We start from the raw sequence: 25892 nt of genomic DNA, 5'->3' as shown, positions 1-25892 counted from the left end.
TGTTGATGAACTCTTCAAGCATCGTGCGTTATTGGCACGCCGTCGAGCTCCTGCAGCCGCAGGCCGCCCCGAAGAAAAAGAAGCGTAACAAGGATTACGAACCATTCTTCCAGGACCTGCCGATCACCGCCCGCTCGCTCCCCTGGTCAGCGACGAACGTGCTGGGTCGACAGCGGCTGCCAAACAAGCGGGTCTGGAGTCACACGCTTTACGCCCATCTCTACGACAGCCTGCACGTCGCTCGCCGACTCGAAGCGCTGTACGGTGCGGATCAAGGCTACAAAGAGCCGCAAACCAGAGAGTCGGCTCTGTTCTCGCTGAAATTCGACGAGTTGGGGCAGATGGTCGTCGACAGCTTCGTACTGTCCAGCGAAGCATGGTTCCTTGGCTGCGCTATCCACAAGCGAGACTGGACATCGGGCTTCGAAGACACGCAGAACGCTTTGCGCGAGGACAGCAAGCGCCTGCTCGGTGGCGTGGTGAGCGCTGACGCCCTGGAAGAAATGACCTGGCAGGTTCGACATCATCTCGGGCTGGACGAGTTCTTCGGTGCCCAGAACCGTCAGCATCGCTTCCGCTCCCAGCCGGTCGATCCGAAGCAACCCGAGCAGGAAGACGATCCCCTTAACAGTTTCCTGCTCGACGACCTGGTCAAGGTAGCTAGCGCACTTGATCAGGGCCACGTCAGCCCGCCACTGGCACGTTACCTGACAGAGCAACACAGCGAACCGCGCTTGCATCTGGATAGCCGCGATGCCGACCTGCCCTTGATTCGATGCCTGGCCCCCGCTCGCTATCCCAAGGGTTGCTGGCCGGCAGACCGCCATCTGGGCTTGGTTCACTCACAACAAGTGGCGATCAACAGCCTGCTCGAGACCCTGGGAGACAGTCATGGGCTGATGGGGATCAATGGCCCGCCTGGCACTGGCAAGACCACTCTGTTGCGAGACCTGATCGCAGCAGTCGTCACCGAACGAGCGGACGTACTGGCGTCATTCGAAAAAGCCTCCGACGCCTTCCTGCAGGATGGCCGAGAGGTAGCCAGCGACGGAGGCACCGGCCGAACGACCTACGCGCTGCATCCAGACCTGCTGGGGTTCGAAATCGTCGTCGCCTCCTCGAACAATGGCGCCGTCGAGAACATCACGCTCGAGCTGCCACAGCAGGACAAGATCGATGCCTCCTGGCTGCCGCAAGCCGCGTATTTCAGCGAACTGGGAGGGCTAGTCAGCGGCCAGCCAGCCTGGGGGCTGGTCTCCGCCGCGCTGGGCAGCAAGGCCAAGCGCAAGCAGTTCGTGGAACGTCTTCTTGATGGCAGGCGCCCTGCAAAAACGTCGAAGGCGGGGCTCCCCGTCGAAGCCGCAGAGCTTGAGGACGACAACGACGACATGGATGGCCTCGGCGCTTCGAGCGCACCTGCACCACAGCCCCCCTCTCCCGAGCTGCCTCCTGTGCAGGGCATGACAGCCTGGTTGAACGAGCGCATACCGCGCAGCAAGGCACTGACGACCACCGAAAAAGCCAGGGTCTGGCAGAGCGCTATTGCCCGCTATCGCCAGGCTACTCAGGCGGAGCAGGCTGCTCGCGCCCAGCTCGACAGGTTACTCACACAAATCGATGCCGTAGTCGCTGCCCGCCAGCAGGTCAAACAGGCTGAACAGGCTCGCCAGACTCACGTCGAAGCGCTTCGCTCGCTTTCCGATCGGCAACGCGAAGTCGAAAGCAGCACGCTACAACCGGCCCGTGAACAATTGCGCCAGGCGCTGCAGGCGATTACCGCACACAGTGCAGAAAAACCCGGCCTATTGGCCAGCCTGCTGAGCCTCTGGGGTGCCCGTCGAGCCTGGGCCGCACGACAGCGGCTACTGGACAGCGGCCACGCCTTGGCACGCGAAGCATTCGCCAGTGCCGAGCGCCAGGTCCAAGAGCTGTGCGCACGCCGAGACGCAGCGGCTCAACAACTGGCGCAGGACGAACAAGCCATCGCCCAAGCCATAGATCTGGCTACCACGCAGATCGAAACTACCCGCAGCCTTGCCCTTGCTGGCGAGGCCAGGCACTTGCTGACTTGGCTTGAGCGTGGCGAACTCGATCGCAGCGCCAGCACCGAACTGCGCGAACCCTGGATGCTTGACGGCTGGCGGCAGGCCAGGGCCAACGTGTTCATCGAAGCGCTGGCGCTGCACCGCACTTTCTACGAACTCGAGCCCACTCGCCTGAAGGCCAACCTCGATTTCATTACCAGCGTGATCTGCAACGGCCATTTCGCCGGGATGTCACCGAACGCCCTGCGCTGCGCTTGGGCATCGCTGTTCATGCTGGTACCGGTACTGAGCAGCACTTTTGCTTCCTTCGCGCGTTCGTTCGGCAGCTTCGGCTGCGGCGAGATCGGCTGGTTGCTGGTGGATGAAGCCGGGCAGGCCACGCCACAGGCAACGGTCGGCGCCTTGTGGCGCTCACGCAGGGCGGTACTGGTTGGCGACCCCTTGCAGCTCAAGCCTATCGTCACTGTTTCCGACGCGGTCCTTGAATACATGCGCAACAAGTATCAGGTGAACGCGCACTGGCTGCCCAATCGCTACAGCGCCCAAGGCCTGGCCGACCTCGGCACGTCTTGGGGACGCATGGCCGGCCCCAGGGCTGGAAAGCGCTGGATAGGCCTACCTCTGGTGGTGCACCGCCGCTGTGACAAACCTATGTTTGATCTGGCCAACCTCATCGCCTACGACAATGCCATGGTATACGGCACGCTTACCCCTAGCCCAGACAAGGAAACGCCCGCCAGCCTGCCCACGGGGTGGATTCATGTGGCCGGCCCTTCAAGTGGCAATTGGGTAGAGAATGAAGGCATTGCGCTCGAACGCCTGCTTGCCAAGCTCGATGTCGACGGTGTGAAGCGCTCTGATATCGCCGTGATCACGCCATTCCAGGACGTGCGCAACCAGCTCAAGGGCCGCCTTCCAGAGAAGATGGTGCACGGCACGATCCACACCATGCAAGGCAAGGAGGCCGCCGTCGTCATCCTCGTGCTTGGCGGCAACAGCGAGCAACGCGGTGCACGCGACTGGGCCGTTGAACAGCCAAACCTGCTCAACGTGGCGGCTACCCGCGCCAAACGCCGGCTTTATGTGATTGGCGACTACCACGATTGGTCTACACGCCTGCACTTGCGGGATGTCATGCATTGGCTGCCACTGCTCAACAGACAGCCGGTAACGATCAACGCGCCCGCCTGACAACCGCTGACAGCGGTCTCGGGAGGCTCGCCCCTTGACCGCCGTGTCGCCATGACTCCATGCTCGTCCGCTTCCACCCCACGCTCAAGGAATGACCGCATGAAGCTGGAAACACTCGCCATCCACGCGGGCTTCAGCCCCGACCCGACCACCAAGGCGGTGGCCGTGCCGATCTACCAGACCACCTCGTTCGCCTTCGACGACACCCAGCACGGGGCCGACCTGTTCGACCTCAAGGTGGCCGGGAACATCTACTCGCGCATCATGAACCCCACCAACGATGTGCTCGAACAGCGCATGGCCGCCCTTGAAGGCGGGGTGGGTGCGCTTGCGGTGGCCTCGGGCATGGCCGCCATCACCTACGCCATCCAGACCGTGGCAGAAGCCGGCGACAACATCGTCTCGGTGGCCAAGCTGTACGGCGGTACCTACAACCTGCTGGCGCACACCCTGCCGCGCCAGGGCATCACCACCCGCTTCGCCGCCCACGACGACATCGCCGCCCTCGAGGCACTGATTGATGATCGCACCAAGGCGGTGTTCTGCGAGTCCATCGGCAACCCTGCCGGCAACATCGTCGATATTGCCGCGCTGGCGGAGGCCGCCCACCGCCACGGCGTGCCGCTTATCGTCGACAACACCGTGGCCACGCCTATCCTCTGCCGCCCGTTCGAACACGGCGCCGATATCGTCGTGCACTCGCTGACCAAGTACATCGGCGGCCACGGCACCAGCATCGGCGGCATCGTCATCGACTCGGGCAAATTCCCCTGGGCCGATCACAAGCAACGTTTCGCCCTGCTCAATACCCCCGACCCGTCCTACCACGGCGTCACCTACACCGAAGCTTTCGGCCCTGCCGCCTTCATCGGCCGCTGCCGCGTGGTGCCGCTGCGCAACACCGGCGCCGCGCTGTCGCCGTTCAATGCCTTCCTGATCCTGCAAGGCCTGGAGACCCTGGCCCTGCGCATGGAGCGCCATACCGAGAATGCGTTCAAGGTTGCCCGCTTCCTGCAGGAACACGACCAGGTGGCCTGGGTGAAGTACGCAGGCCTGCCGGACCACCCCGAACATGCCCTGGCCCAGCGCTATACCAGTGGCAAACCGGCGTCGATCCTCTCGTTCGGCATCAAGGGTGGCCAAGCGGCCGGGGCCCGCTTCATCGATGCGCTGCAATTGGTGGTGCGCCTGGTGAATATCGGCGACGCCAAGTCGCTGGCCTGCCATCCTGCCTCCACCACCCACCGCCAGTTGAACGATGAAGAGCTGGAAAAAGCCGGCGTACCACGGGACATGGTGCGCCTGTCGATAGGTATCGAGCACAGCGACGACATCATCGCCGACCTTGCCCAGGCCCTGGAGGCCAGCCGCGGCTGATCCACCCGCGCCCCACCCAATGCCGACGGCGGGCGCCCCCTTGCAGAACCGGAACCGCGCGCAATGACCCTCTTCTACCTGAAACTCCTCGTCACCCCGCTGCTGATGTGGGCCATCTCCCTCGCCTCAAGGCGCTGGGGCGGCCTGCTCGGTGGTTTGCTGTCCGGCCTGCCAATCACCTCGGCGCTGGTGATGACCTTTCTGTGCCTGGAGCAAGGCACGGCCTTCGCCCTGGGCGCGGTGCCGGGTGCGCTGGGTGGACTGGCGGCCGTGCAGGCCACCTACACCTTCTACCTGTTCGCCACGCGCAAGCTCGGCATCGCTGCGGCGGTATCGCTGGCGATCCTGTTCTATGGCCTGGCGGCCTATGCCTTCACCCACTGGGGCGGGTTGTACCTGTCGGTCGGCGTGGCGCTGCTGCTGATCGGCGTGCTGATCCGCGCCAGCGGCCGCGAGCCCAGGCCCGATACGCTTGCCCGGCCTCGGCACCGTTATTGGGAGATCCCCTTGCGCATGGTGTCCGCCACCGCGCTGCTGATGCTCACCACCAGCCTGGCCAGTTGGCTGGGGCCGGCGACCAGCGGGATGCTGGCGCCGATCCCGGTGATTGCCTGGCCGTTGGTGGTGTTCGCCCATGTCCAGGGCGGCCGCGCCGGGATGGCGGCGATGGTGCGGGGCAATGCGATTGGGGCGGTGGGGGTGATTGCGTTTTATCTGGCGATGGCGGGGTTGCTCGAACATACGGGCGTCGCCATTACCATGCTGGTTGCGATGGCGACCGCCGTTGGCCTCACCGTCGCCCTGGCAGCACTGTTGAAAGGGCGTGCCTAGCTGCCGAAATCGACGGCACATCGGTATCGCCGACATTGCTACCCCCGCAAGGGGAACACACGGAGAGACACCATGGATCTGGATCAGGCACGCACCCTGCTTGCCGAGGCTGAACGGCATCGCCAGCCGGCGTATGAGCCAAGCATTTTTGCCCTCGGAGGGCGCGGTTACTACGAAAACCCCACCACTGACCTGCTCGCATTCTTTCTCGACCCCAACCAGGTCCATGGTTTTGGTGATTGCTTCCTCGGCGCCCTGCTAGGCTGCATCTGCAAAGAGTCACCTCCCGAGCCGACCCTGCGCCTGCCTCCGCAACGTGAAGTGACCACCACCAATGGCAAGCGCATCGACCTGCTGCTGCAAGGTGAGGACTGGCTGCTGATTCTCGAGAACAAGATCTTCCACGCTCAGGTCAACCCGTTCGCCGATTACGAACTCTATGCCGAAACATTGGTGGGTGGCCGCGACAAGCGCGTGTTGTTCGCGGTGCTGTCACCGTCGGGCAGCAACGTCGCCGATGGTTGGACAGGGCTCAGCTATGCCGACCTGCTCGGCGCCCTGCGCAGAGCACTGTCGCAAAACGTCGAGCACAGCCGGCTGAACAAATGGCGTGTGCTGGCAGACGAGTTCCTGCTGCATCTGGAAAACATCACCGTGGAGCGTGACATGAACCCTGAGAGCATTGATTTCATCTTCGATCACCTGCCGCAGATCAATGCCCTGAACAAGCTGCGTGACCAGGCACTCGAGGCGCTGGATAGCAAGATCATCGCCCACTTGCAGGCCGAGATCGACGGCTTCGAAACCTACACCCGCCGGCAACCCTGGGCGGACGGACCGGCGCTGCGTTACGCCTGCAACGACTGGGTCGAGTGGTCGGATGTGGTGCTCTACCTGGATGGCAGCCAGGCGCCACTGCGACCGACCATCCGCGTGTACCTGATCAACGTCGACACGCGCCAGATGGAGTTTGGCCGCCATCTGTTCCTTGACACCACAAGGCAGCCCTGGACCGAAGGCCGGCGCGTGATCGGTTTTGAATGGAAGTTGGAAAGCTTCGACGAACGCGTGGTAATCGACACGGTCCTGGAGAAAATGCGGCTGTTGATGCAATTCGAGGCCGAAATGCGCTGACATCAAGCCACAATGGGCAGGCCGCCCCGCACTTGCGCAAGCGCGGGGTAATGTGGTTTTCAGCGTTTCTTGCTGGCCGACACCCGGGGCCGTGCATCGACATAGACAATATCGGATGCCCTTTCGCCCTTGGCAGATTGCAACGAGCGGACCCGCTCAAGCTTTCCACCCAGTTCCCCAACATCCACCAGCACGAAAATCCCATGCTCGGTGTTTTCCGAATCCTTGTAGCGCTCCAACTGACACTCATAACCATGCACCACACTGGTGTTGGTCGACAGCTTGAACTCGACCACGACCTTGTCGTGCCAGCCGGCAGAGATCTTGAAATCAACCGGCCCACTTCCGCCGTCCGACTCAGGCGAAATATCCAGGCCGTACGCACGGCAAAAGCTAATGGCACTGCTGAAGAACAGATTTTGCACACTGCTTTCTGGCTTGGGCTTGTCTCGGTCCCAAAGCTCCTTCCACAATCCATGCGCTTCAATCTGCGTCTTGAATACTTCAAGAATTTCATGCACCACATCATTCATGGTCCGTACACAGGGGGCGTTCTGGAACTGCCGGACGACCGCCGAGTGCGTCCGCCGTTGCTCGCTGCCAAGCCGCTGCCAGAAATCCGGATCACTCAAGTCATCTGCGAGTTGATCGATACGGCCAAGAACTGCAAGTTTCAGTTCATCCATGCGCTGGAGGAGATCTTCGCAAGACGATGACCTACCGATTCTCTGCAAATAATCCAGGATCTGGTCAGGCTGCGGGCTTATGCCGGCCTCCATGAGCAAAGCAATAGCTCGCGTTTGCACCTCATGCCCGGCCTCCCGTTCGAACCTGCGGGAGAGACACACATCCCACAGATCTCGCCTCGTCCCCTGGGAAAAGCCAGAGAGGATGTCGACATCGGGCGGGACAATCACATACTCCAGACAGTAATCGATGGGGAACCTGCTACGCAGGCTGGTGATCATCTTGATCAACCCAAGACCTATGCGGGCATCAGGTAGAAAGGCCGGTTTTTTTTCGCTGATCATCTCGAAGAGATCCGCAACTGGCTCAGCAGTGCGCAGCATATGGACATGAAAGTCGCAGGGGATATCCCAGAGCTCGTTGCCCAGCGAGAAACCGCGATCATCTATCTTGCAATAGGGGGTAAGTGTGCAGACCTCACCTGACTCGAACAGATAGACTCGAAACCCTTTGCTTTTGTAGATATAGGACCTTCTGCCACCTGCCGCCGCCGTAAGGCCATCGAACAGCAGGACCGCCTTGGAGGAGTGAAACTCTTCCATTGAACGAGTACGGGGGGAGTCCAGCCCACATTGTTCGATTGGAATTACTTCAACTGCCATACGCTCAGGCAACGCCTCGAACAGCTCGCGCTGATCGAGTACGCAGGACAGTACATCGCGGGTAACGCCAACAAAGTCGACTTGCTCCCCCCAACACTCCCTGACCGCTGCCAGCAACAGCGTTTCCAGCACGTCCATAACCTTCCTCATCAAAATCGCATGCCTTGGCAGGCTTCTGGCAACAAATAATGCCAAAACGATACCACGCCACCGTAGTGCCTAGGCCATCGACAGCTATGTCGAGATCACCATCGCCTGGGTTCCCCGCGCACCTCGTTGTAACCGCGCCGGGACCACGTTGAAAATTCAATGATGGCAAACTGGCATTCCGCCAAACCTCGACAATACTGGCTCGTCACATGGATTCCTTGCCCACAACAACAAAAGGGAATTTGCGATGAGCCAGCCCCAACCCTTGGACGTCGCCATCATCGGCGGCGGTGTCTCCGGTACCTACAGCGCCTGGCGCCTGCAACAGGCCCACGGCGACAGCCTGCGTATCCAGTTGTTCGAATATGGCGACCGCATCGGCGGGCGGCTGTTCAGCGTCAAGCTGCCCGGCCTGCCCAATGTGGTCGCCGAGGTGGGCGGCATGCGCTACATGCCCGGCGCCGACGGCCATGTCATGGTCGACACCCTGGTGCAGCACCTGGGCCTGCCGAGCAAGGACTTCCCCATGGGCAACGAACTGCCCAAGGACGCGCCCATCGGCGCCCAGGACAACCTGTTCTACCTGCGCGGCCAGCGCTTCCGTTTCCGCGATTTCGTCGAGGCGCCGCACAAGATTCCCTACGACCTGGGCTGGACCGAGCGCGGCTACAACCCCGAAGACCTCCAGGTCAACGTGATGAACAGCATCTATCCCGGGTTCGACAAGCTGAGCCTGGCCGAGCAGATGCAGGTACAGGTATTCGGCAAGCCGATCTGGCGCTACGGTTTCTGGGACCTGCTCTACCGCGTGCTGAGCAACGAGGGCTACCAGTTCATGAAGGACGCCGGCGGCTACGAGGCCAACGTCGCCAACGCCAGCGCCGTGACCCAGCTGCCCGCCACCGAATACAGCGACGCCACCGTGTTCCGCACGCTCAAGGATGGCTTCCAGAGCCTGCCGCTGACCCTGGCCCAGCGCTTCAGCGAACAGGCCGGCGGCCTGGTGCCCGCCGACCAGCGCATCCAGATGAACCGCCGCCTGGCCGCCCTGAGCTACAGCGATGACACCGAGTACCCCTACCGCCTGCACCTGCGCCACACCGAGACCGTCAACGGCAAGACCCACGACCTCGAAGGCGAGGACATCGTCCACGCCCGCCAGGTGATCCTCGCCCTGCCGCGCCGCGCGCTGGAGCTGATCGACTCGCCGCTGTTCGACGACCCGTGGCTCAAGGACAACCTCGGCTCGGTGCTGGTGCAGTCGGCGTTCAAGCTGTTCCTGGCCTATGAGCAACCCTGGTGGCGCAACCTGGGCCTGGTGGCCGGGCGTTCGGTCACCGACCTGCCGATCCGCCAGTGCTACTACATGGGCACCGAGTGCGATCAGGCCGGTGGCGAAAACACCTTCAACTCGCTGCTGATGGCCTCCTACAACGACATCGGCACCGTGCCGTTCTGGAAAGGACTCGAAGACGGCCCCGAATTCACCGGCTACACCCCGCGCAGCCTCGAAGGGCGCATCGCCAATGACGCGGTGGTGCCGCGCACGCAGTTCCAGATCAGCGACGAGATGGTGCGCATCGCCCAGCGCCAGGTCACCCAGCTGCACGCCCAGGTCGAGCTGCCGGCCCCCTACAGTGCCGTGTACCACGCCTGGGACGCCGACCCCTACGGTGGCGGCTGGCACGAGTGGAAGGCCAACTACCGCCTGGACCTGATCATCCAGAAGATGCGCCACCCAGTTAAGGACCAGCAGGTGTTCATCGTCGGCGAGGCGTATTCCTATGGCCAGGGTTGGGTCGAGGGCGCGCTGACCACCGCCGAGTCCGCCTTGCAGGAGTTCTTCGAACTGCCGCGCCCCAACTGGCTTCCGGCCAGCTACCAGCTGCTGCCGACCCCGGCACCGGAAGAGATCGACTACGCCACCCCGCCCATGCCCAGCCACGCGCCGCAGGTGCTCGAAGCTATCACCCAGGCCATCTGCGCGGGGGTCAAGCCATGAGCACTTTTACCGTGGCCGACTACCTGCTGACCCGGCTCAAGGAGCTGGGCCTGGACAAGGTGTTCCAGGTGCCTGGGGATTATTGCTCCAGGTTCATGAGCGCGCTGGACGCCTTCGACGGCATCGATGCCGTGGGCGAAATCTACGAGATGGGCGCCGCCTACAGCGCTGACGGCTACGCCCGGGTGCACGGCCTGGGCGCGGTGTCGCTGCAGTACGGGGTGGGCACTTTCAGCGCGGTTAACGCCATCGCCGGGGCCTACGTGGAGCGCAACCCGGTGGTGGTGATCTCCGCCAGCCCCTCCACCAGCGACCGCCTCAAGGCCAATGCCCAGAACGTGTTGTTCCACCACTCCACCGGCAACTTCGAGGCCGACCGCAACGTGCTGGAGCAGGTGACCGTGGCCTGCGAGATCCTGTCCGATCCGCACCGCGCGCCGTGGCAGATCGACAACGCGCTGATCGCGGCGCTCACCCACCGCCAGCCCATCTACCTGGAGGCCTATCAGGACATCTGGGGCGCCGAGGTCAGTCGCCCCCACGGCCAATTGACCCCCGCCCCGCGCCCGTCCAACCCCCAGGCTTTGCAAAGCCTGGTCGAGGCCAGCGTGCAACGCCTGGCCACGGCGCGCCAGCCGCTGGTGCTGCTGGGGGTGGAGATCATTCGCTACGGTTTGCAGGACGCCGTGCAACGCCTGATCGACAGTTGCGGCCTGCCCTTCTCCACCACCCTCGACGCCAAGACCGTGCTCGACGAAAGCCAGGCGCCATTCATCGGCACCTATGCCGGCCCCGCCTCCCGCCCGGAAACCTCGGCCCGGGTGGATGCCTGCGACTGCATCCTGGCCATTGGCGTGATCTTCACCGACGACTACCTGGACCTGCTCAAGGCCCGCTATGGCGAAATCGTCCAGGTCAACTGCGAACTGGCCCGCGCCGGCGCCGACTACTACCCCAACGTGCGCCTGCCCGACTATGTCGAGGCCCTGCTCAAGGCCCTGAAGGTGGATACTCAGTTCCCGCGCCCTGGCACCGCCCTGGCCGCCTCGCGCCCGCTGCTGGGCAGCGGCGCGGTGCCCAGCGCGCTGAGTTATGCGAGCTTTTTCGACAGCCTGGTGAATTTCGCCCACGAGCATCGCCTGTGGCAGACCAGCACGCTGATCCTCGGTGAAAGCTCGTCGCTGTATGTGGCCAGCAACATCAACGGCATGCCCCGCGGCAGTTTCATCTCCGATGCCATCTGGGGCTCGCTCGGCCACGAGACCGGCTGCGCCCTTGGCGTGGCGCTGGGCAGCGGCCGGCGCCCGGTGGTAGTGGCCGGCGATGGCGGGTTCATGATGGTCAGCCAGTCGCTGGCAGCACTGGCGCGCAACAAGGTCAATGCGGTGGTGTTCGTGATGAGCAACCAGGTGTATGCGATCGAGCAGGCCTTCGTCGACCCTGATGCGTTCACGCCAGAAGGTGAATTCGCGCCGTTCGACACCTTGCCCGCGCTGGACTATACAGCGCTGGCCTGCGGCTATGGCGCGCTGGGGTATCGGGTGGAAACGGTGGACGAGCTGGAACGCTTGCTGCCGCAGTTGCTGATGGTTGTGCAGCGGCCAGTACTGGTGGAGGTGAAGATTGCCGAGAAAGACTTTGCCGAGCAGATCAAACGGTTAGCCGGGCTGAGTTGATTGCACGGTTGATCGCCACACCTGCCGCCAAACAGTTAGCCGCTTTCGACTGCTCGAAAGCGGCTATTGCGCTGACAGCGCGGCTCAACTGTCGCCCTTCCCCTCGCTCACCGGCAGCTGCCCATCAATCATAGCCTTGGCGATCCCGCTGAGGTAATACGTTGCCCGCATAAGCGTCTGCGCCTCTTTCGGCTTGCTCAACGCCTGCTGCGTGAGCGCGGTGATGCAGCCCAGAATGATCGACGTTTCCTGCAACACCTCGGCCGTCGGCAACCCCGGTACAGCCTGCACCCAGTCGCGTATCGACCGACGCCGGGTACGGCCAACCAGGCTAACGATGTTCAGTACGTCTTTGCCCTTTGCTTGTTCGTCCTTGTCCATGACCCCACCCCCGAAAAAATGAAAGAGCCCGCCGCGTTTCATCGTCTGGCGCCAACGGGCCAAACCGCGCGATCCTTGCACGGTGCTCTGCCCAAAGGCCCGGCCAACCCCGAACGGCGAAACACGACGAGCAGGGCGAGACTAAAGGGCCTACCCACTCGCTACAACGGCCCGACAGGTGGAAAAGCTACCTTTAGGAAATGGACTACACGAACAGCGGAAGAATGGCTGTAGGACCTACAAAATCCGCCTTGAACAAGCACCCGCATGGGACGGTCGCAGCGCATACGCCTTCAGCTTTCTGCTCTGCCCTGCTCCGCCACTTCAGGCTAGGATGTCACCTCGCCCCGCCAGGCCCAGCCACTGCCATGCCCAGAACAAGCAAAGTCACCGACCCGTCCTACGAACTGATGGACGACCATGAAGGCGCCTCGCTGATCTACCGCCAGCATGGCTTCCCCAGCCCGCTGGTGCGCTGGCATTTCCACAAGGAATACGAGCTGCACCTGATCGTCGCCAGCGCCGGCAAGGTGTTCATCGGCGACTACATCGGCAACTTCGCTCCCGACACCCTGTTCCTCACCGGCCCCAACCTGCCGCACAACTGGATCAGCCAGGTCGGCCCCGACGAAGTGGTGGGCAAGCGCGACATGCTGGTCAACTTCACCGACGAGGTACTCGAGGATGGCAGCCAGGTGTTCGCCGAGCTCACCCAGCTGGCCCCGCTGCTGGCCCGGGCGCGCTATGGCATCGAGTTCCGCGACCCGGCACTGATAAACGAGAGCCGCCAGCTGCTGCAACGTATCGCCGACAGCCGCGGCATGACCCGCCTGGGATACTTTTTTATCCTCATGGAACAGCTCGCCGCCTGCGATGACTACCAACTGCTGTCCACCGTCACCTCTTCGCAACTGGCAGACGAACACAATGTCGAGCGTATCAACCGGGCGGTGGACTACATCTTCCAGCACTACGCCCAGGACCTGAGCCAGAACGAGGTGGCCGAGCACCTGGGCATGACGCCGACCTACTTCTCGCGGTTCTTCAAGCAGGCCGCCGGGCGCGGCTTCGTCGAGTTCGTCAACCGGCTGCGGGTGAGCAAATCGTGCGAGCTGCTGGCCAAGGGCGAACTGCCGGTGACCGAGGTGTGCTTCGAATCGGGCTTCAGCAACTTGTCGAACTTCAACCGGCGCTTTCTGCAACTCAAGGGCATGACCCCTTCGGACTACCGCAGCCTGGTGACCCAGCGCCTGACCGAGCAGAACCGCGGCTGAGCCTTGGGGCTGCTTTGCAGCCCATCGCCGGCAAGCCGGCTCCCATCCCGACCGCAGCGCCTTCAAGCCAGCGCCATCCCCGTGGGAGCCGGCTTGTCGGCGATGGGGCGCGCAACGGCCCCTGTTCAAGCACTGCAAAAAAGTATCAGCCAAGGTGCAGGCGAGGCTTTGTCGGCGTCGCCGTGCACGGGTGTAATCAGCGCCGAGCGATACAAAAACAATAAGGGAGTTCACTGATGAACGACTCGATCAAGGCCTGCCTGGCCGCCGCCTGCCTCAGCCTGCCGCTGCATGCCCAGGCCGCCGACACCCTGACCATCGCCACGGTCAACAACAATGACATGATCCGCATGCAGCGCCTGGCCAAGGTGTTCGAGCAGCAGCACCCGGACATCCAGCTCAAGTGGGTGGTGCTTGAAGAGAACGTGCTGCGCCAGCGCCTGACCACCGATATCGCCACCCAGGGCGGCCAGTTCGACGTGCTGACCATCGGCATGTACGAAGCCGCGCTGTGGGGTGCCAAGGGCTGGCTGGCGCCGATGACCGACCTGCCCGCCGACTACAACCTCGACGACGTGTTTCCCTCGGTACGCAACGGCCTGTCGGCCAACGGCACGCTGTACGCCCTGCCCTTCTATGCCGAAGCCTCGATCACCTACTACCGCAAGGACCTGTTCGAGCAAGCCGGGCTGAGCATGCCCGAGCAACCCACCTGGACCCAGCTCGGCGAGTTCGCCGCCAAGCTCAACCACCCCGATCAGGGCCAGTACGGCATCTGCCTGCGCGGCAAGGCCGGTTGGGGCGAGAACATGGCGCTGATCGGCACCGTGGCCAATGCCTTCGGCGCGCGCTGGTTCGATGAGCAATGGCAACCCGAGTTCAGCGGCAGCGAGTGGAAGAACGCGCTGAACTTCTATGTGAACACCCTCAAGCAATACGGCCCGCCCGGCGCCTCCAGCAACGGCTTCAACGAAAACCTCGCGCTGTTCAACAGCGGCAAGTGCGCGATGTGGGTCGATGCCAGCGTCGCCGGCTCGTTCGTCACCGACAAGACCCAGAGCAAGGTCGCCGACCAGGTCGGCTTCACCTTCGCGCCCAAGGAGGTCACCGACAAGGGCGCCACCTGGCTGTACTCCTGGGCACTGGCGATCCCCACCAGTTCCAAATCCAAGGACGCCGCCAGGACGTTCGCCACCTGGGCCACCTCCGAGGCCTACGGCAAGCTGGTGGCCGAGAAAGAAGGCGTGGCCAACGTGCCGCCCGGTACCCGCGCCTCGACCTACAACGACGCGTACCTGGCCGCCGCGCCATTCGCCAAGGTCACCCTCGAATCACTCAAGCGCGTCGACCCCAACCACCCCACCCTCAAGCCCGTGCCCTACGTGGGCATCCAGCTGGTGACCATCCCCGAGTTCCAGGCCATCGGCACCCAGGTCGGCAAGCTGTTCGCCGCCGCGCTGACCGGGCAGATGAAAGTGGACCAGGTGCTGGCCTCGGCCCAGCAGTCCACCGAACGCGAGATGAAGCGCGCCGGTTACCCCAAGTAGCCCGCAGCGTCCCCCGACCGCGCCGCCCCCCGGCGCGGTGACCGCCCCTTTTTGCTGCACACGGAGTCGCCATGAACACATCGGCCCTCGACACCCCGAGCCTCGCCACCGCACGCCCCGGCAAACGCCGCGTCGGCCCCGGCTGGTTCCTGGTCAGCCCTTCGGTGGCGCTGCTGCTGTTGTGGATGATCGTGCCCCTGGGCATGACCCTGTATTTCTCGCTGATCCGCTACAACCTGCTGTACCCGGGCGAAAACCAGTTCGTGGGCCTGGAGAACTTCGCCTTCTTCGTCACCGACGCCGGCTTCATGCCCGGCGCCCTGAATACCCTGACCCTGGTCGGCAGCGTGCTGGCGATCAGCGTGGTGCTCGGCGTGCTCATTGCTGCGCTGCTGGAGGCCGGCGAGTTCTGGGGCCGCGGCGTGGTGCGGGTGCTGCTGATCTCGCCGTTCTTCATCATGCCCACGGTCAGCGCGCTGCTGTGGAAGAACCTGATCTTCCACCCGGTGTCGGGCATCCTCGCCGCCGTGTGGCGCCTGTTCGGCGCGCAACCGGTGGACTGGCTGGCGCACTACCCGCTGCTGTCGATCATCCTGATCGTCTCCTGGCAGTGGCTACCGTTCGCCATCCTGATCCTGATGACCGCCATGCAGTCGCAGGATCTGGAACAGAAGGAAGCCGCGCGCCTGGATGGCGCAGGCCCCTTGGCGATCTTCTGGCACCTGACCCTGCCGCACCTGGCGCGGCCCATCGCCGTGGTGGTGATGATCGAGACCATCTTCCTGCTGTCGGTGTTCGCCGAAATCTTCACCACCACCAGCGGCGGCCCCGGATACGAGTCCACCAACCTCGCCTACCTGATCTACAACCAGGCGCTGCTGCAGTTCGACGTCGGCATGGCCTCGGCCGGTGGCCTGATCGCCGTGCTGATCGCCAATATCGCCGCCATCGTGCTGGTCCGCATGATCGGCAAGAACCTCACCGCGCGCAGCTGAGGAGCCCGCCATGCTGACACTCAAGCAAACCCGCACCCTGAAGAACGCCCTGCTCGGCCTGCTGTGCTGGGCCATCGCCCTGGTGATCTTCTTCCCGATTTTCTGGATGCTGCTGACCAGCTTCAAGACCGAGCTGGACGCCTTCGCCACGCCGCCGCAGTTCATCTTCGCGCCGACGCTGGAGAACTACCTGCACATCAACGAGCGCAGCGACTACTTCGCCTACGCCTGGAACTCGGTGCTGATCTCGTTCTCGGCGACCCTGCTGTGCATGCTTATCGCAGTGCCGGCCGCCTACTCGATGGCCTTTTTTGAAACCCGCCACACCAAGCGCACACTGCTGTGGATGCTGTCGACCAAGATGTTGCCGCCGGTGGGCGTCTTGATGCCGATCTACCTGCTGGCCAAGCAGTTTGGCCTGCTCGATTCGCGCCTGGCGCTGGTCATCGTCTACACCCTGATCAACCTGCCGATCGTGGTGTGGATGGTGTACACCTACTTCAAGGACATCCCCGTGGACATCCTTGAAGCTGCGCGCCTGGATGGCGCCGGCACCTGGCAGGAGATCGTCCGCGTGCTGCTGCCGATCGCCCGCGGCGGGCTGGCCTCGACCCTGCTGCTGTCGTTGATCCTGTGCTGGAACGAGGCGTTCTGGTCGCTGAACCTGACCTCGTCCGCCGCCGCCCCGCTCACCGCGCTGGTGGCCTCCTACTCCAGCCCCGAAGGGTTGTTCTGGGCCAAGCTCTCGGCCGTCTCGACCCTGGCCTGCGCGCCGATCCTGATCTTTGGCTGGTTCAGCCAGAAGCAGCTGGTGCGCGGGCTCTCCTTCGGTGCCGTGAAATGATTTCCCGCCATTCCCACGCCAATTCTGTTCTCGCCTCTGACAAGGACACCCACCATGGCTGACCTGAAAATCCGCAACCTGCACAAAGGCTTCGATGGCCACGCCATCATCAAGGGCATCGACCTGGACGTGCGCGACCGCGAGTTCGTGGTGTTCGTCGGCCCCTCCGGCTGCGGCAAGTCCACCCTGCTGCGCCTGATCGCCGGCCTCGAGGAGGTCAGCAGCGGCAGCATCACCCTCGACGGCGCCGACATCACCGACACCGCCCCGGCCAAGCGCGACCTGGCCATGGTGTTCCAGACCTACGCCCTGTACCCGCACATGACCGTGCGCAAGAACCTGTCGTTTGCCCTGGACCTGGCCGGCGTCGCCAAGCACGAGGTCACCGCCAAGGTCGACAACGCCGCGCGCATCCTCGAGCTGCAACCGCTGCTCGAACGCAAGCCGCGCCAGCTCTCCGGCGGTCAGCGCCAGCGCGTGGCGATCGGCCGCGCCATCGTGCGCAACCCGAAGATCTTCCTGTTCGACGAACCGCTGTCCAACCTAGACGCCGCCCTGCGCGTGCAGATGCGCCTGGAGCTGGCGCGGCTGCACCAGGAGCTGGCCGCGACGATGATCTACGTGACCCACGACCAGGTCGAGGCCATGACCCTGGCCGACAAGGTGGTGGTACTCAACGGCGGGCGCGTCGAGCAAGTGGGCTCGCCGCTGGAGCTGTACCACCATCCGGCCAACCTGTTTGTCGCAGGGTTTCTCGGCACGCCGAAGATGGGCTTCCTGCGTGGCCACCTGAGCCGTAACCAGGGCAACCAGTGCGAGGTGGCCCTCGAATGTGGTGCGCGCATCGCCCTGCCGCTGTGCGCGGACGAGCTGCACACCGGCAGCCAGGTGACCCTGGGGATCAGGCCCGAGCACCTGAGCATCAGCCCGGTGTGCCAGGGCACGCCGGGGTCGCTGCAGGTGACGGCCGATGTCAGCGAGCGGCTCGGCAGCGACAGCTACTGCCATGTGCGCGCCGCGTCCGGCGAGATGCTCACCGTGCGCGTGCGCGGCGACTTCGCGCCGACCTTCGGCGAGGCCCTGGAGCTGAGCTTCGACCCCACCCACTGCCACCTGTTCGACAGCAACGGCCAAGCCCTCGACAAGCGCCTGCAGCAGGCGGCCTAAGGACCTTCAGGATGAAACTCAACCAACACAACCTCCCCCGCCTGGCGGTCGCCCGCCCCAGCTACGACCCACGCCAATTGCGCCAGGGCATCGTGCACATCGGCGTCGGCGGCTTCCACCGCGCCCACCAGGCCGCCTACACCGACGCCCTGATGAACCTGGGCGAAGGCCTCGACTGGGCCATCTGCGGCGCCGGCCTGCGCCGCGAAGACCGCGCCATGCGCGATGCCCTGGCCGCGCAAGACCACCTCTACACCCTGTTCGAACTGGGCGACCAGCCCGACACCCAGGTACGCGTGATCGCCGCCATCAACGGCATGCTGCTGGCCGAGGACGGCGCCGAAGCGCTGCTGGCCAAACTGGCCGAACCCAACATCCGCATCGTCTCGCTGACCATCACCGAAGGCGGCTACTGCATCGACGACAGCACCGGCGAATTCCGCGCCGACCTGCCGCAGATCCAGCACGACCTGGCCAACCCCCAAGCCCCGCAGAGCGTGTTCGGTTTCCTCTGCGAAGCCCTGCGCCGCCGCCGCGAGGCCGGCAGTGGGCCGTTCACGGTGATGTCCTGCGACAACCTCCCGCACAACGGCGACGTCGCCCGCAAGGCCCTGCTGGCCTTCGCCCACCTGCAGAGCCACGACCTGGCCCGCTGGATCGACGGCCACGTCAGCTTCCCCAATGCCATGGTCGACCGCATCACCCCGATGACCAGCCCCGCCCACCGTCAACAGCTGCTCGAGCGCCACGGCGTCGACGATGCCTGGCCGGTGGTGTGCGAGCCGTTTCTGCAATGGGTGGTGGAAGACAAGTTCGTCTCCGGCCGCCCGGCCTGGGAACAGGTCGGCGTGCAGTTCACCGACGACGTCACGCCCTATGAAGAAATGAAGATCAAGCTGCTCAATGGCAGCCACCTGGCCCTCACCTACCTGGGCTTTCTGCAAGGCTACCGCTTCGTCCACGAAACCCTCGCCGACCCGCTACTGCGTCGCTACATGCACACCTTCATGGACCAGGACGTAACCCCGCAACTGGCCCCGGTACCGGGCATCGACCTGACGCGCTACAAGCACAGCCTGACCGAGCGTTTCGCCAACCGCGCCATCGCCGACCAGCTGGAGCGCGTGTGCTCCGACGGCTCGTCGAAATTCCCCAAGTTCATCGTGCCCACCGCCAACCGCCTGATCGCCGACGGCAAGCCCCTGGAGCGCGTGGCCCTGGTGGTGGCCGCCTGGGCCCTGTACCTGCGCGGCGAGGACGAACAGGGCACCCGCTACAGCATCCCCGACCCCCGCGCCGCCGACTGCCAGGCCCGGGTGGCGCAGCGCGACGGCCTGGCCGCCCGGGTGCTCGGCGACGAGGCGATCTTCGGCACGGCGATCCCCGCATCCAAAGCCTTCGTCAGCGCCTTCGAGCGCCTATACGACAGCTTGCGCGAAGTCGGCGTGAGTGAAACCCTGCGCCAGGTCCTCGGCGACTGACACGGAGGTTTTCGAAATGGACGGACTGTTCCTCGGCATCGATTGCGGCACCCAGGGCACCAAGGCCCTGGTGCTGGACGCCGGCAGCGGCCAGGTGCTGGGCCTGGGCAGTGCCGCCCATGCGCCGCCCCAAGGTCGCGATGGCCGGCGCGAGCAGGATCCGGCCGACTGGCTGCAAGCCCTGCGCACGGCGGTGTCCGCTGCGTTGCGCGATGCCGGTGTGGATGGCCAGGCCATTCGCGCCTTGGCGGTGTCCGGCCAACAACACGGCCTGGTGCTGCTCGACGCCCAGGGCCAGGTGCTGCGCCCGGCCAAGCTCTGGTGCGACACCGAAAGCGCGCCTGCGAACGCGGAGTTGCTCGATGCACTCGGCGGCGCCCAGGGCTCGCTTGAACGCCTCGGGCTGGTGATCGCGCCGGGCTATACCCTGTCCAAGCTGCTGTGGACCAAGCGCCAACATCCCGAACTGTTCGCCCGCCTCGCCCATATCCTGCTGCCCCACGACTACCTGAATTACTGGCTGACCGGTCGCGTCTGCACTGAGCCCGGCGACGCCTCCGGCACCGGCTACTACGATGTGCGCCGCCGCGCCTGGGCGCCTGATGTCCTTCAGCACATCGAGCCGGGCGAGCGTCTTTTGGCTGCGCTGCCTGAGCTGATCGAATCCGGCGATTGCATCGGCACCCTGCGCGCGCAGGCCGCCACTGCCCTCGGCCTGAGCCCACAGACTTTGGTAGCCACTGGCGGCGGCGACAACATGCTCGGCGCCATCGGCACCGGCAATATCGCCCCCGGCATGATCACCCTGAGCCTCGGCACCTCCGGTACCCTGGCCGCCCATGCCGACCAGCCCCATGTCAGCGCCCAGGGCGAAGTGGCGACCTTTTGCGCCTCCAGCGGCGGCTGGCTGCCGTTGATCTGCACCATGAACCTCACCAGCGCCTGCGCCCTGGTGCGCGACCTGCTGGAACTCAACCTCGACCGTTTCACCGAGCTCGCCACCCAAGCCCCGATCGGCGCCGACGGCCTGCTGATGCTGCCCTTCTTCGACGGCGAACGCGTACCCGCGCTGCCCGAAGCCACGGCCAGCCTGCACGGCATGACCAGCGCCAACCTGACCCGCGCCAACCTCTGCCGCGCCGTGCTCGAAGGCACCTGCTTCAGCCTGCGTTACGGCCTCGACCTGCTGCGCGCCAGCGGCCTGCCAGGCAGCGAAATCCGCCTGGTCGGCGGCGCGGCGAAAAGCCCGTTGTGGCGGCAGGTGCTGGCCGACCTGCTCGGCCTGCCAGTGGTATGCCCCCAACAGACCGAAGCCGCCGCCCTCGGCGCCGCGCTTCAGGCCGCCTGGAGCCTCGGCCGCCAGTTGGGCCAGGGCGACAGCCTCGAAGCCCTGTGCCACCGCTGCGTCGCCCTCGACGAAAGCACCCGCACCCTGCCCCGCCCGGCGCAACAGGCCGAGTACGAGGTCGCCTATCAACACTACCGGGATCAACTGCCTGCGCACTGAGCACAGGTATCCTGCCCTTATCAATCGTTCTGGAGAACTGCATGTACCTGGTGTGTGGCGAAGCCCTGTTCGATGTCTTCAGCCTGGAAAACAGCAACCGCAGCAGCGAGCTGGGGTTTACCGCGATTGCCGGCGGGTCGCCGTTCAACGTGGCCGTCGGCCTGCGCCGGTTGGGCGTGGAATCGGCGTTGTTCGGCGGGTTGTCCAGCGACTACCTCGGTGCCCGGCTGCGCCGGGTGCTGGAAGAGGAACGGGTGGACTGCCGCTACGTGGTGACCAGCGCTGCGCCGACCACCCTGGCCATGGTCGGGCTGGATGCCAATGGCTCGGCGCAGTATCAGTTTCGCGGTGAAGGGTGTGCGGATCGGCAGGTGATGCTGGAGCATTTGCCGGTGCTGGATGAGCGTGTGCGGGGATTGCATGTAGGCTCGTACACCCTGGTGGTGCAGCCCGTGGCCGATACGCTGATGGAGCTGGTGAAGCGCGAGCGGGACCGGCGCTTGATCAGCCTTGATCCGAATGTGCGGCTCAATCCGCAGCCGGATGTGGCGGTGTGGCGGCGGCAGGTGGAGGCGTTTGCCGGGCATGCGCATGTGATCAAGGCCAGTGAGGAAGACATCGGCACCCTCTATCCAGGTCGAGAAGCGCGTGACGTGGCCCGAGGCTGGTTGAACGAACGGTGCCGGCTGGTGTTCATCACCCATGGTGCTCACGGTGCCAGCGTGCATTGCGCACATGGGTCATGGCAGCGGCCGGCGGATACTTCGTTGCCGGTAAGCGACACAGTGGGTGCCGGTGATACCTTCCAGGCGGCCGTGCTGGCCTGTTTGGCGAAATTCGGCGCAGACAGTCCTTCAGGTTTGGCCGGACTGGGCGGGAAACAGATCGATGCGATGCTGGAATACTCGATTCAGGCGGCAGCGATTACTTGCTCCCGGGCAGGACCAGATTTGCCGTTTCACCACGAGCTGCAAGCGATACCCTGAAAACGTCTGGGAAGGAAGCGGTGACAAGGCGCACTATGCTCTAGTAGCCTATAGCCACCACCCAATGCACGGACCGCCACCATGAGTGATAAAAAACAGCCGCCAGCAGATATTTCGGCAATCAAGACCCCCGAAGATTTACTGGAATTAGCCGCAGATGAACGACTGAAACTCGCTCAATTAAAAACACTCATCGAAACTCATCCCGGCATTGTAAATGCCTCGATAGAAGCCGTGCAGGCGTTGGCTAAAACCAGCGAGGTAGCCGGTAAGAGCCAAGTGGAAGCCATCGCCGCGCTTAAAGCTTCTATCAACGGAACCATTGACGTACTGAAGATTCTGGCTCAGAACGCTCAATCGGATAGCACACGGGAAAAGATTGCTTTAGCGTTAATCGAATTGGCGAAACAGCATAAAGAACTCTCTCTCGCTATAGAGCGCATGAATTCTTCGAACAACGGGATCTGGAAGAACATTGCCATTGGTATCGGCGCCGTGGCAACGCTGGTCGTCGGTGGCGTCGCGGCCGCAGCGATGAAAAAGTAATTTGTAATACTAGCGAGAGCCCTGTCCGGAAGGATGCGACAGGACGATTTGCCTGAGTGACAGTTGCTGCCAATGAGTGCTTGGGCTCTGCAATCAGTCGGAGTCCATCCGTGGCACTGGCAATTGACCCACTTGTAGCCGTAAGCGGCAATGGGCTGGCCACCGATGCCACGTGATGCACTACGACAATGAAGCGTATGCCAGGCGCTGCCCAAATATGCGTGGTTAGCAAATCGCTCCTGTTACTGGCAGTTGTGCTACAAGCCCTTGGCCATTAGCACAAACGTGCTAATCGACCCTGCTCCCCAAGCACTCGTATAGTCCCTCCTTGATTAGACAAATCGGGAAAGGACACCATGCGTCACAGACTTCCACTCCCCTGCCAATGGCTGGCCATCCTGGCCCTGGCCTGCAGCACCCCGGCCGTGGCCGCACCCGCCTCGGGCGACTACTGGATCATCTACGGTAAAGGGGAACGCCTGCACAACGAGGTGTACGTCGCCGATGCCGCCGGCATCCTGCAAAAGCCCGGTGGCGTGCAATCTGCCCAGGTCATGCAGCTGTTCGAAGACCCGGCCTTCCCGACCCTCGTCGCCTACGAGGTGCAGGCCAAGTGCAAACAGCGCCAGATCCGCCTGGACAGCGCCCGGGCGATACGTCGCTTCGACGGTGCCGTGAGGGATGTGAAAACCAACGCCAAAGACTGGGTAGCACCAAAGGACTACTGGTTGCAGCGCACCTTCGCCTTCGTCTGCGCCCCCGATAACCGCGCACGCAACCAGATGCTGTCGATCGGCAAGATGCCGGCGGCGAAGATGGTCGCCACCATCCAGGCCATGTTCATCCAGTTGATTGGCGTGCAGGCGAACAGCCAGGCGGTGCAGGAGCTGGACGACATGCTGGCGAACACCCCACGATGAGCACGCGCCCTCTGCTGATCCTTGGCCTGTTGCTGCCGACGTTGGCCGGCTGCATCCCGACCCTGCCGGAGCTGATGGCGGGCAACCAATGGCAAGGCCGCGACGCCAAGCAGGCCATCGACTTCTTCGGCCCGCCCATGCGCATGGAGCCGTTGCCCGACGGCGCTGGGGTGCAGTTGGGCTGGTACCGCGATACCACCTACGTGCAAAAGGAGGTGGTCGGCAGCACCGCCGAGATGCAAGGCAACGTGATGGTCCATACCAACTACTGGGACGACGTGGCTCATCCTGGCGGCTGCACGATCCTGATGTCGGTGGACAAGGCGCGGCAGATTAACGACTTTTCCACCAAGGGCCGCTGTAACGGGGTGGATCTGGCGCCATAGCGACAAGGCGAAAATCAAATCCTGTGTGGCGGGCTTACACCGGCGCAGCCGGTGCCATGTAGCTTCGTAGCGAACGGGGCCTACCCTGCCAAAACAGCCCCGCTCAACGCCGCGGTATTCGATCCTGCTCAGCCACCGTGCCATTCAACCGCCTGAGCATGGCCATCAGATTCCCATGCAACCCCGTACGTGTAGGTCTTCGCCCAGCCAGTTGCTGCTGAATCAAGTAGCCCGGACCGTTATAGACCTCTTCAAACGTGCCGTCACGGTTCATGCGAATACCGAGGTAATAGTCAGGCACGTGGTGCACGGGGAATGTCAGGTGCCGAAGGTGGTCTTGATCTGCACATTACGCCCCGCATCACACCGCATCGTGATGCTTGGTGAGCCCGTCATTGAGCGTCAACCTGTACGCCAGGCTCGCCACCACCTCGCCGATATCGCCGACCAACCTGCCGTCCAGGGTAAAAGGCTTGCCAGGATAGGCCGCTTGTAGTTGCCCGACAGCGGCGAATAGATCGTGCAGCGCGTTTTTGATCTTCGGTTCAATGGTCGCATCCATGGGCGGGCCTATAGCTGAATACGGTGTCGTCGACGGTACAGCGCACAACGTTGCTCGGTAGCGCTGGACTAGTGCAGCTGATATTCCCTCACAACGTCAGAATGGGAAAGCGCCCAGGCAATATTGCCCGGGCGATTTACTCAATCGCTATTCGGCCGGCAAACGAACCGTCAGCCCATGATTCACATCCTGCGCCAACGCCTTGGCCATGCCACTGAGGTAATGCACCGCCGTCAGCAGCGTAGGCAGATGATCCGTCTCCACCATAGCCAGATCACTGATCTTGTGCACCGCACACATCAGAACGGTCGCCTGCTCCACCGCATGCTCCAGCGGATGCCCCGCCACCACGCGGAACAGCGGGTCTTGCACACCCACCTGCGCGCCTTCGCCGAAATGCCCGACGCCGGTGGTGGCGAGTTTCTTGATGCGCGGGATTTGCAATTCCTTATCCATACCATTCCTCCTGCGGCCCCGCGAACGGCACGGGGCCTGATCGGTGAACATCAAGTGCAAGTATTGGCTCGCCAGATCAATACCGGGACTGCACGCGGCTCAGCGCCACTTCCACCAGGGTGCGGGCGCTGTCGATTTCGTGCATGGCGGCGAGGGTCAGGACCTGGCCAGGGGGTTTGGCGTGGAGCAGGACGGTCTGCTGGCTGACGGTCAGGGCGCGGACGAGGTATTCGGAGATCTGGACCAGAAGGTCTTCGAGGGTATGGGTGGTGTATTTGTCGTGCAGGGGTGGATCGGGGACTATTTTCAGCATGGTAGAGCTCCTATTTTCCAAATGGAGCTACCGTTCTCTGCTGTCAAACAGAAAGGTGGCAGCTGTACGCGGGTTGACAGACCGGGAAAATAGGAAACCGGCGCACCGAAGTGCCCCACGTACAGCCACCATAGACGGCCTTGCACGCGCGTTACTATCTTCCCGGTCTGTCAAAACCGGTCGCTGAATTGGCAGCGACTTGGCGAGACTAGATGGGGGATGCGGCGGCTGCAACGGGCTGTTAGGGGGTAAGAGTATGTTTCGGAAACGGACTACATAGAAGAGGGAAAATCCGATCAGGTCAATCAAGAGCTGATGATGCTGTCTCCATTGACCGCTTGGAGCAAATGGCTTGACCGTCCAGCTAGGCTCTGTCTGAAATCCCAAGAAACTGAAATGTGGCCCCGGAACAGCCTAGGTTCTGTACAGTCGCCGGCCATTCACGGAAAGGAACTCTGTGATGGCAAAGCGGTACGAACTCTCGGATGAAGCGTGGGCAGTGGTCGCCGATCTCTTTACGGCAGTCCACGTCAGGGGCTGACCCCGCAGCAGTGATCGCTTGATGCTCGATGGTGTGCTCTGGGTACTCTGCTCAGGAGCAGCCTGGCGAGATATGCCCGAGCGTTCAGGTCTTGGGCGACGGTCTATCACCGCTTCCGAGTTTGGCGAAACCGCGGGACACCCTCTAACCGAGGCGAAGCTTTACCCTTGCGTTGCGCCTGGGGCGGATGCCCATTGAGGGCCCTTTCTTTCGCGAAAGGGATCGTCACCG

21 protein-coding genes and 2 pseudogenes are annotated in these 25892 nt (G+C 63.4%); 18 read left to right on the top strand and 5 right to left on the bottom strand.

Going from position 1 to position 25892, the window contains the following annotated elements:
- Nucleotides 1-5 precede the first annotated feature (5 nt).
- The 4 genes from LU688_RS11655 to LU688_RS11640 all read left to right on the top strand — a co-directional run bounded on the left by LU688_RS11655 (nt 6) and on the right by LU688_RS11640 (nt 6578).
- Entirely contained in the window at nt 6-3236 is a 3231-nt protein-coding gene (locus tag LU688_RS11655) for a DEAD/DEAH box helicase (protein WP_094010379.1), read from the top strand.
- Between the two features lie 99 nt (nt 3237-3335).
- Entirely contained in the window at nt 3336-4613 is a 1278-nt protein-coding gene (locus tag LU688_RS11650) for a bifunctional O-acetylhomoserine aminocarboxypropyltransferase/cysteine synthase (protein ID WP_023629910.1), read from the top strand.
- Between the two features lie 63 nt (nt 4614-4676).
- Entirely contained in the window at nt 4677-5444 is a 768-nt protein-coding gene (locus LU688_RS11645) for a hypothetical protein (RefSeq protein ID WP_094010380.1), read from the top strand.
- Nucleotides 5445-5516: 72 nt separating this feature from the next.
- Entirely contained in the window at nt 5517-6578 is a 1062-nt protein-coding gene (locus tag LU688_RS11640) for a PDDEXK-like family protein (RefSeq protein WP_094010381.1), read from the top strand.
- A 59-nt stretch (nt 6579-6637) separates the two neighbouring features.
- Here LU688_RS11640 and LU688_RS11635 read toward each other — a convergent pair whose 3' ends face one another.
- Nucleotides 6638-8065, bottom strand: a complete 1428-nt coding sequence (locus LU688_RS11635; RefSeq protein WP_143067519.1) for a DUF8371 domain-containing protein — start codon at nt 8063-8065, stop codon at nt 6638-6640.
- A gap of 259 nt (nt 8066-8324) precedes the next feature.
- On the opposite strand from LU688_RS11635, the gene LU688_RS11630 reads away from it, so the two are divergent.
- Nucleotides 8325-10079 carry a flavin monoamine oxidase family protein gene (locus tag LU688_RS11630; RefSeq protein WP_110605676.1) on the top strand — a complete coding sequence of 585 codons (1755 nt, stop codon included), beginning with the start codon at nt 8325-8327 and terminating at the stop codon, nt 10077-10079.
- On the top strand, nt 10076-11755 hold the full coding sequence (locus LU688_RS11625) for an alpha-keto acid decarboxylase family protein (protein WP_094010384.1): 1680 nt from the start codon (nt 10076-10078) through the stop codon (nt 11753-11755). The genes LU688_RS11630 and LU688_RS11625 overlap by 4 nt, the downstream gene beginning before the upstream one ends.
- An 84-nt stretch (nt 11756-11839) precedes the next feature.
- Here the strand turns inward: LU688_RS11625 and LU688_RS11620 are convergent, their stop codons facing one another.
- Nucleotides 11840-12136: a DUF3077 domain-containing protein gene (locus LU688_RS11620; protein WP_160291170.1), complete on the bottom strand. Its 297-nt coding sequence runs from the start codon at nt 12134-12136 to the stop codon at nt 11840-11842.
- A gap of 368 nt (nt 12137-12504) precedes the next feature.
- Here LU688_RS11620 and LU688_RS11615 point away from each other — a divergent pair, with 368 nt between their 5' ends.
- The 11 genes from LU688_RS11615 to LU688_RS11565 all read left to right on the top strand — a co-directional run bounded on the left by LU688_RS11615 (nt 12505) and on the right by LU688_RS11565 (nt 23789).
- Nucleotides 12505-13410 carry an AraC family transcriptional regulator gene (locus LU688_RS11615; protein ID WP_094010386.1) on the top strand — a complete coding sequence of 302 codons (906 nt, stop codon included), beginning with the start codon at nt 12505-12507 and terminating at the stop codon, nt 13408-13410.
- A gap of 236 nt (nt 13411-13646) precedes the next feature.
- Nucleotides 13647-14957 (top strand): ABC transporter substrate-binding protein, encoded by a 1311-nt coding sequence (locus LU688_RS11610; protein ID WP_094010387.1) that lies wholly within the window; start codon nt 13647-13649, stop codon nt 14955-14957.
- A gap of 71 nt (nt 14958-15028) precedes the next feature.
- Nucleotides 15029-15952: a carbohydrate ABC transporter permease gene (locus tag LU688_RS11605; protein WP_038705865.1), complete on the top strand. Its 924-nt coding sequence runs from the start codon at nt 15029-15031 to the stop codon at nt 15950-15952.
- A 10-nt stretch (nt 15953-15962) separates the two neighbouring features.
- The gene (locus LU688_RS11600; RefSeq protein ID WP_023632338.1) at nt 15963-16796 is read left to right on the top strand and encodes a carbohydrate ABC transporter permease; all 834 of its coding nucleotides are present in this window, start codon (nt 15963-15965) and stop codon (nt 16794-16796) included.
- A gap of 54 nt (nt 16797-16850) precedes the next feature.
- Nucleotides 16851-17963, top strand: coding sequence for an ABC transporter ATP-binding protein (locus LU688_RS11595; RefSeq protein WP_160291169.1), 1113 nt, complete (start codon nt 16851-16853; stop codon nt 17961-17963).
- Between the two features lie 11 nt (nt 17964-17974).
- Nucleotides 17975-19444: a mannitol dehydrogenase family protein gene (locus LU688_RS11590; RefSeq protein WP_160291168.1), complete on the top strand. Its 1470-nt coding sequence runs from the start codon at nt 17975-17977 to the stop codon at nt 19442-19444.
- A gap of 16 nt (nt 19445-19460) precedes the next feature.
- Nucleotides 19461-20951 carry a xylulokinase gene (xylB, locus tag LU688_RS11585; RefSeq protein WP_160291167.1) on the top strand — a complete coding sequence of 497 codons (1491 nt, stop codon included), beginning with the start codon at nt 19461-19463 and terminating at the stop codon, nt 20949-20951.
- Between the two features lie 41 nt (nt 20952-20992).
- Nucleotides 20993-21937, top strand: coding sequence for a carbohydrate kinase family protein (locus tag LU688_RS11580; protein WP_160291166.1), 945 nt, complete (start codon nt 20993-20995; stop codon nt 21935-21937).
- 81 nt (nt 21938-22018) lie between these two features.
- Nucleotides 22019-22483 carry a hypothetical protein gene (locus LU688_RS11575; protein ID WP_160291165.1) on the top strand — a complete coding sequence of 155 codons (465 nt, stop codon included), beginning with the start codon at nt 22019-22021 and terminating at the stop codon, nt 22481-22483.
- Between the two features lie 356 nt (nt 22484-22839).
- Entirely contained in the window at nt 22840-23403 is a 564-nt protein-coding gene (locus tag LU688_RS11570) for a hypothetical protein (protein WP_160291164.1), read from the top strand.
- Nucleotides 23400-23789, top strand: coding sequence for a hypothetical protein (locus LU688_RS11565; RefSeq protein WP_232888020.1), 390 nt, complete (start codon nt 23400-23402; stop codon nt 23787-23789). The genes LU688_RS11570 and LU688_RS11565 overlap by 4 nt, the downstream gene beginning before the upstream one ends.
- A gap of 103 nt (nt 23790-23892) precedes the next feature.
- Here LU688_RS11565 and LU688_RS27955 read toward each other — a convergent pair.
- The 3 genes and pseudogenes from LU688_RS27955 to LU688_RS11550 form a co-directional block, all read right to left on the bottom strand.
- A pseudogene (locus LU688_RS27955) lies at nt 23893-24351 on the bottom strand (DUF6998 domain-containing protein).
- A 147-nt stretch (nt 24352-24498) separates the two neighbouring features.
- Entirely contained in the window at nt 24499-24807 is a 309-nt protein-coding gene (locus LU688_RS11555; protein ID WP_232888022.1) for a DUF3077 domain-containing protein, read from the bottom strand.
- 76 nt (nt 24808-24883) lie between these two features.
- On the bottom strand, nt 24884-25120 hold the full coding sequence (locus LU688_RS11550) for a hypothetical protein (RefSeq protein WP_232888023.1): 237 nt from the start codon (nt 25118-25120) through the stop codon (nt 24884-24886).
- A 460-nt stretch (nt 25121-25580) separates the two neighbouring features.
- Here LU688_RS11550 and LU688_RS11545 point away from each other — a divergent pair.
- Nucleotides 25581-25801, top strand: a pseudogene (locus LU688_RS11545) (transposase); the annotation flags it as partial.
- Nucleotides 25802-25892 lie beyond the last annotated feature (91 nt).

The organism is Pseudomonas soli (assembly GCF_021283165.2).
In the GTDB taxonomy this organism is placed as follows: domain Bacteria; phylum Pseudomonadota; class Gammaproteobacteria; order Pseudomonadales; family Pseudomonadaceae; genus Aquipseudomonas; species Aquipseudomonas soli.
This window is presented reverse-complemented; position numbering and strand designations above follow the sequence as displayed.

Excerpts from the sequence above, each read along its gene's own strand:
- LU688_RS11655 (WP_094010379.1), top strand. The coding sequence starts at position 6 with ATGAACTCTTCAAGCATCGTGCGTTATTGGCACGCCGTCGAGCTCCTG.
- LU688_RS11650 (WP_023629910.1), top strand. The coding sequence starts at position 3,336 with ATGAAGCTGGAAACACTCGCCATCCACGCGGGCTTCAGCCCCGACCCG.
- LU688_RS11645 (WP_094010380.1), top strand. The coding sequence starts at position 4,677 with ATGACCCTCTTCTACCTGAAACTCCTCGTCACCCCGCTGCTGATGTGG.
- LU688_RS11640 (WP_094010381.1), top strand. The coding sequence starts at position 5,517 with ATGGATCTGGATCAGGCACGCACCCTGCTTGCCGAGGCTGAACGGCAT.
- LU688_RS11635 (WP_143067519.1), bottom strand. The coding sequence starts at position 8,065 with ATGGACGTGCTGGAAACGCTGTTGCTGGCAGCGGTCAGGGAGTGTTGG.
- LU688_RS11630 (WP_110605676.1), top strand. The coding sequence starts at position 8,325 with ATGAGCCAGCCCCAACCCTTGGACGTCGCCATCATCGGCGGCGGTGTC.
- LU688_RS11625 (WP_094010384.1), top strand. The coding sequence starts at position 10,076 with ATGAGCACTTTTACCGTGGCCGACTACCTGCTGACCCGGCTCAAGGAG.
- LU688_RS11620 (WP_160291170.1), bottom strand. The coding sequence starts at position 12,136 with ATGGACAAGGACGAACAAGCAAAGGGCAAAGACGTACTGAACATCGTT.
- LU688_RS11615 (WP_094010386.1), top strand. The coding sequence starts at position 12,505 with ATGCCCAGAACAAGCAAAGTCACCGACCCGTCCTACGAACTGATGGAC.
- LU688_RS11610 (WP_094010387.1), top strand. The coding sequence starts at position 13,647 with ATGAACGACTCGATCAAGGCCTGCCTGGCCGCCGCCTGCCTCAGCCTG.
- LU688_RS11605 (WP_038705865.1), top strand. The coding sequence starts at position 15,029 with ATGAACACATCGGCCCTCGACACCCCGAGCCTCGCCACCGCACGCCCC.
- LU688_RS11600 (WP_023632338.1), top strand. The coding sequence starts at position 15,963 with ATGCTGACACTCAAGCAAACCCGCACCCTGAAGAACGCCCTGCTCGGC.
- LU688_RS11595 (WP_160291169.1), top strand. The coding sequence starts at position 16,851 with ATGGCTGACCTGAAAATCCGCAACCTGCACAAAGGCTTCGATGGCCAC.
- LU688_RS11590 (WP_160291168.1), top strand. The coding sequence starts at position 17,975 with ATGAAACTCAACCAACACAACCTCCCCCGCCTGGCGGTCGCCCGCCCC.
- xylB (WP_160291167.1), top strand. The coding sequence starts at position 19,461 with ATGGACGGACTGTTCCTCGGCATCGATTGCGGCACCCAGGGCACCAAG.
- LU688_RS11580 (WP_160291166.1), top strand. The coding sequence starts at position 20,993 with ATGTACCTGGTGTGTGGCGAAGCCCTGTTCGATGTCTTCAGCCTGGAA.
- LU688_RS11575 (WP_160291165.1), top strand. The coding sequence starts at position 22,019 with ATGAGTGATAAAAAACAGCCGCCAGCAGATATTTCGGCAATCAAGACC.
- LU688_RS11570 (WP_160291164.1), top strand. The coding sequence starts at position 22,840 with ATGCGTCACAGACTTCCACTCCCCTGCCAATGGCTGGCCATCCTGGCC.
- LU688_RS11565 (WP_232888020.1), top strand. The coding sequence starts at position 23,400 with ATGAGCACGCGCCCTCTGCTGATCCTTGGCCTGTTGCTGCCGACGTTG.
- LU688_RS11555 (WP_232888022.1), bottom strand. The coding sequence starts at position 24,807 with ATGGATAAGGAATTGCAAATCCCGCGCATCAAGAAACTCGCCACCACC.
- LU688_RS11550 (WP_232888023.1), bottom strand. The coding sequence starts at position 25,120 with ATGCTGAAAATAGTCCCCGATCCACCCCTGCACGACAAATACACCACC.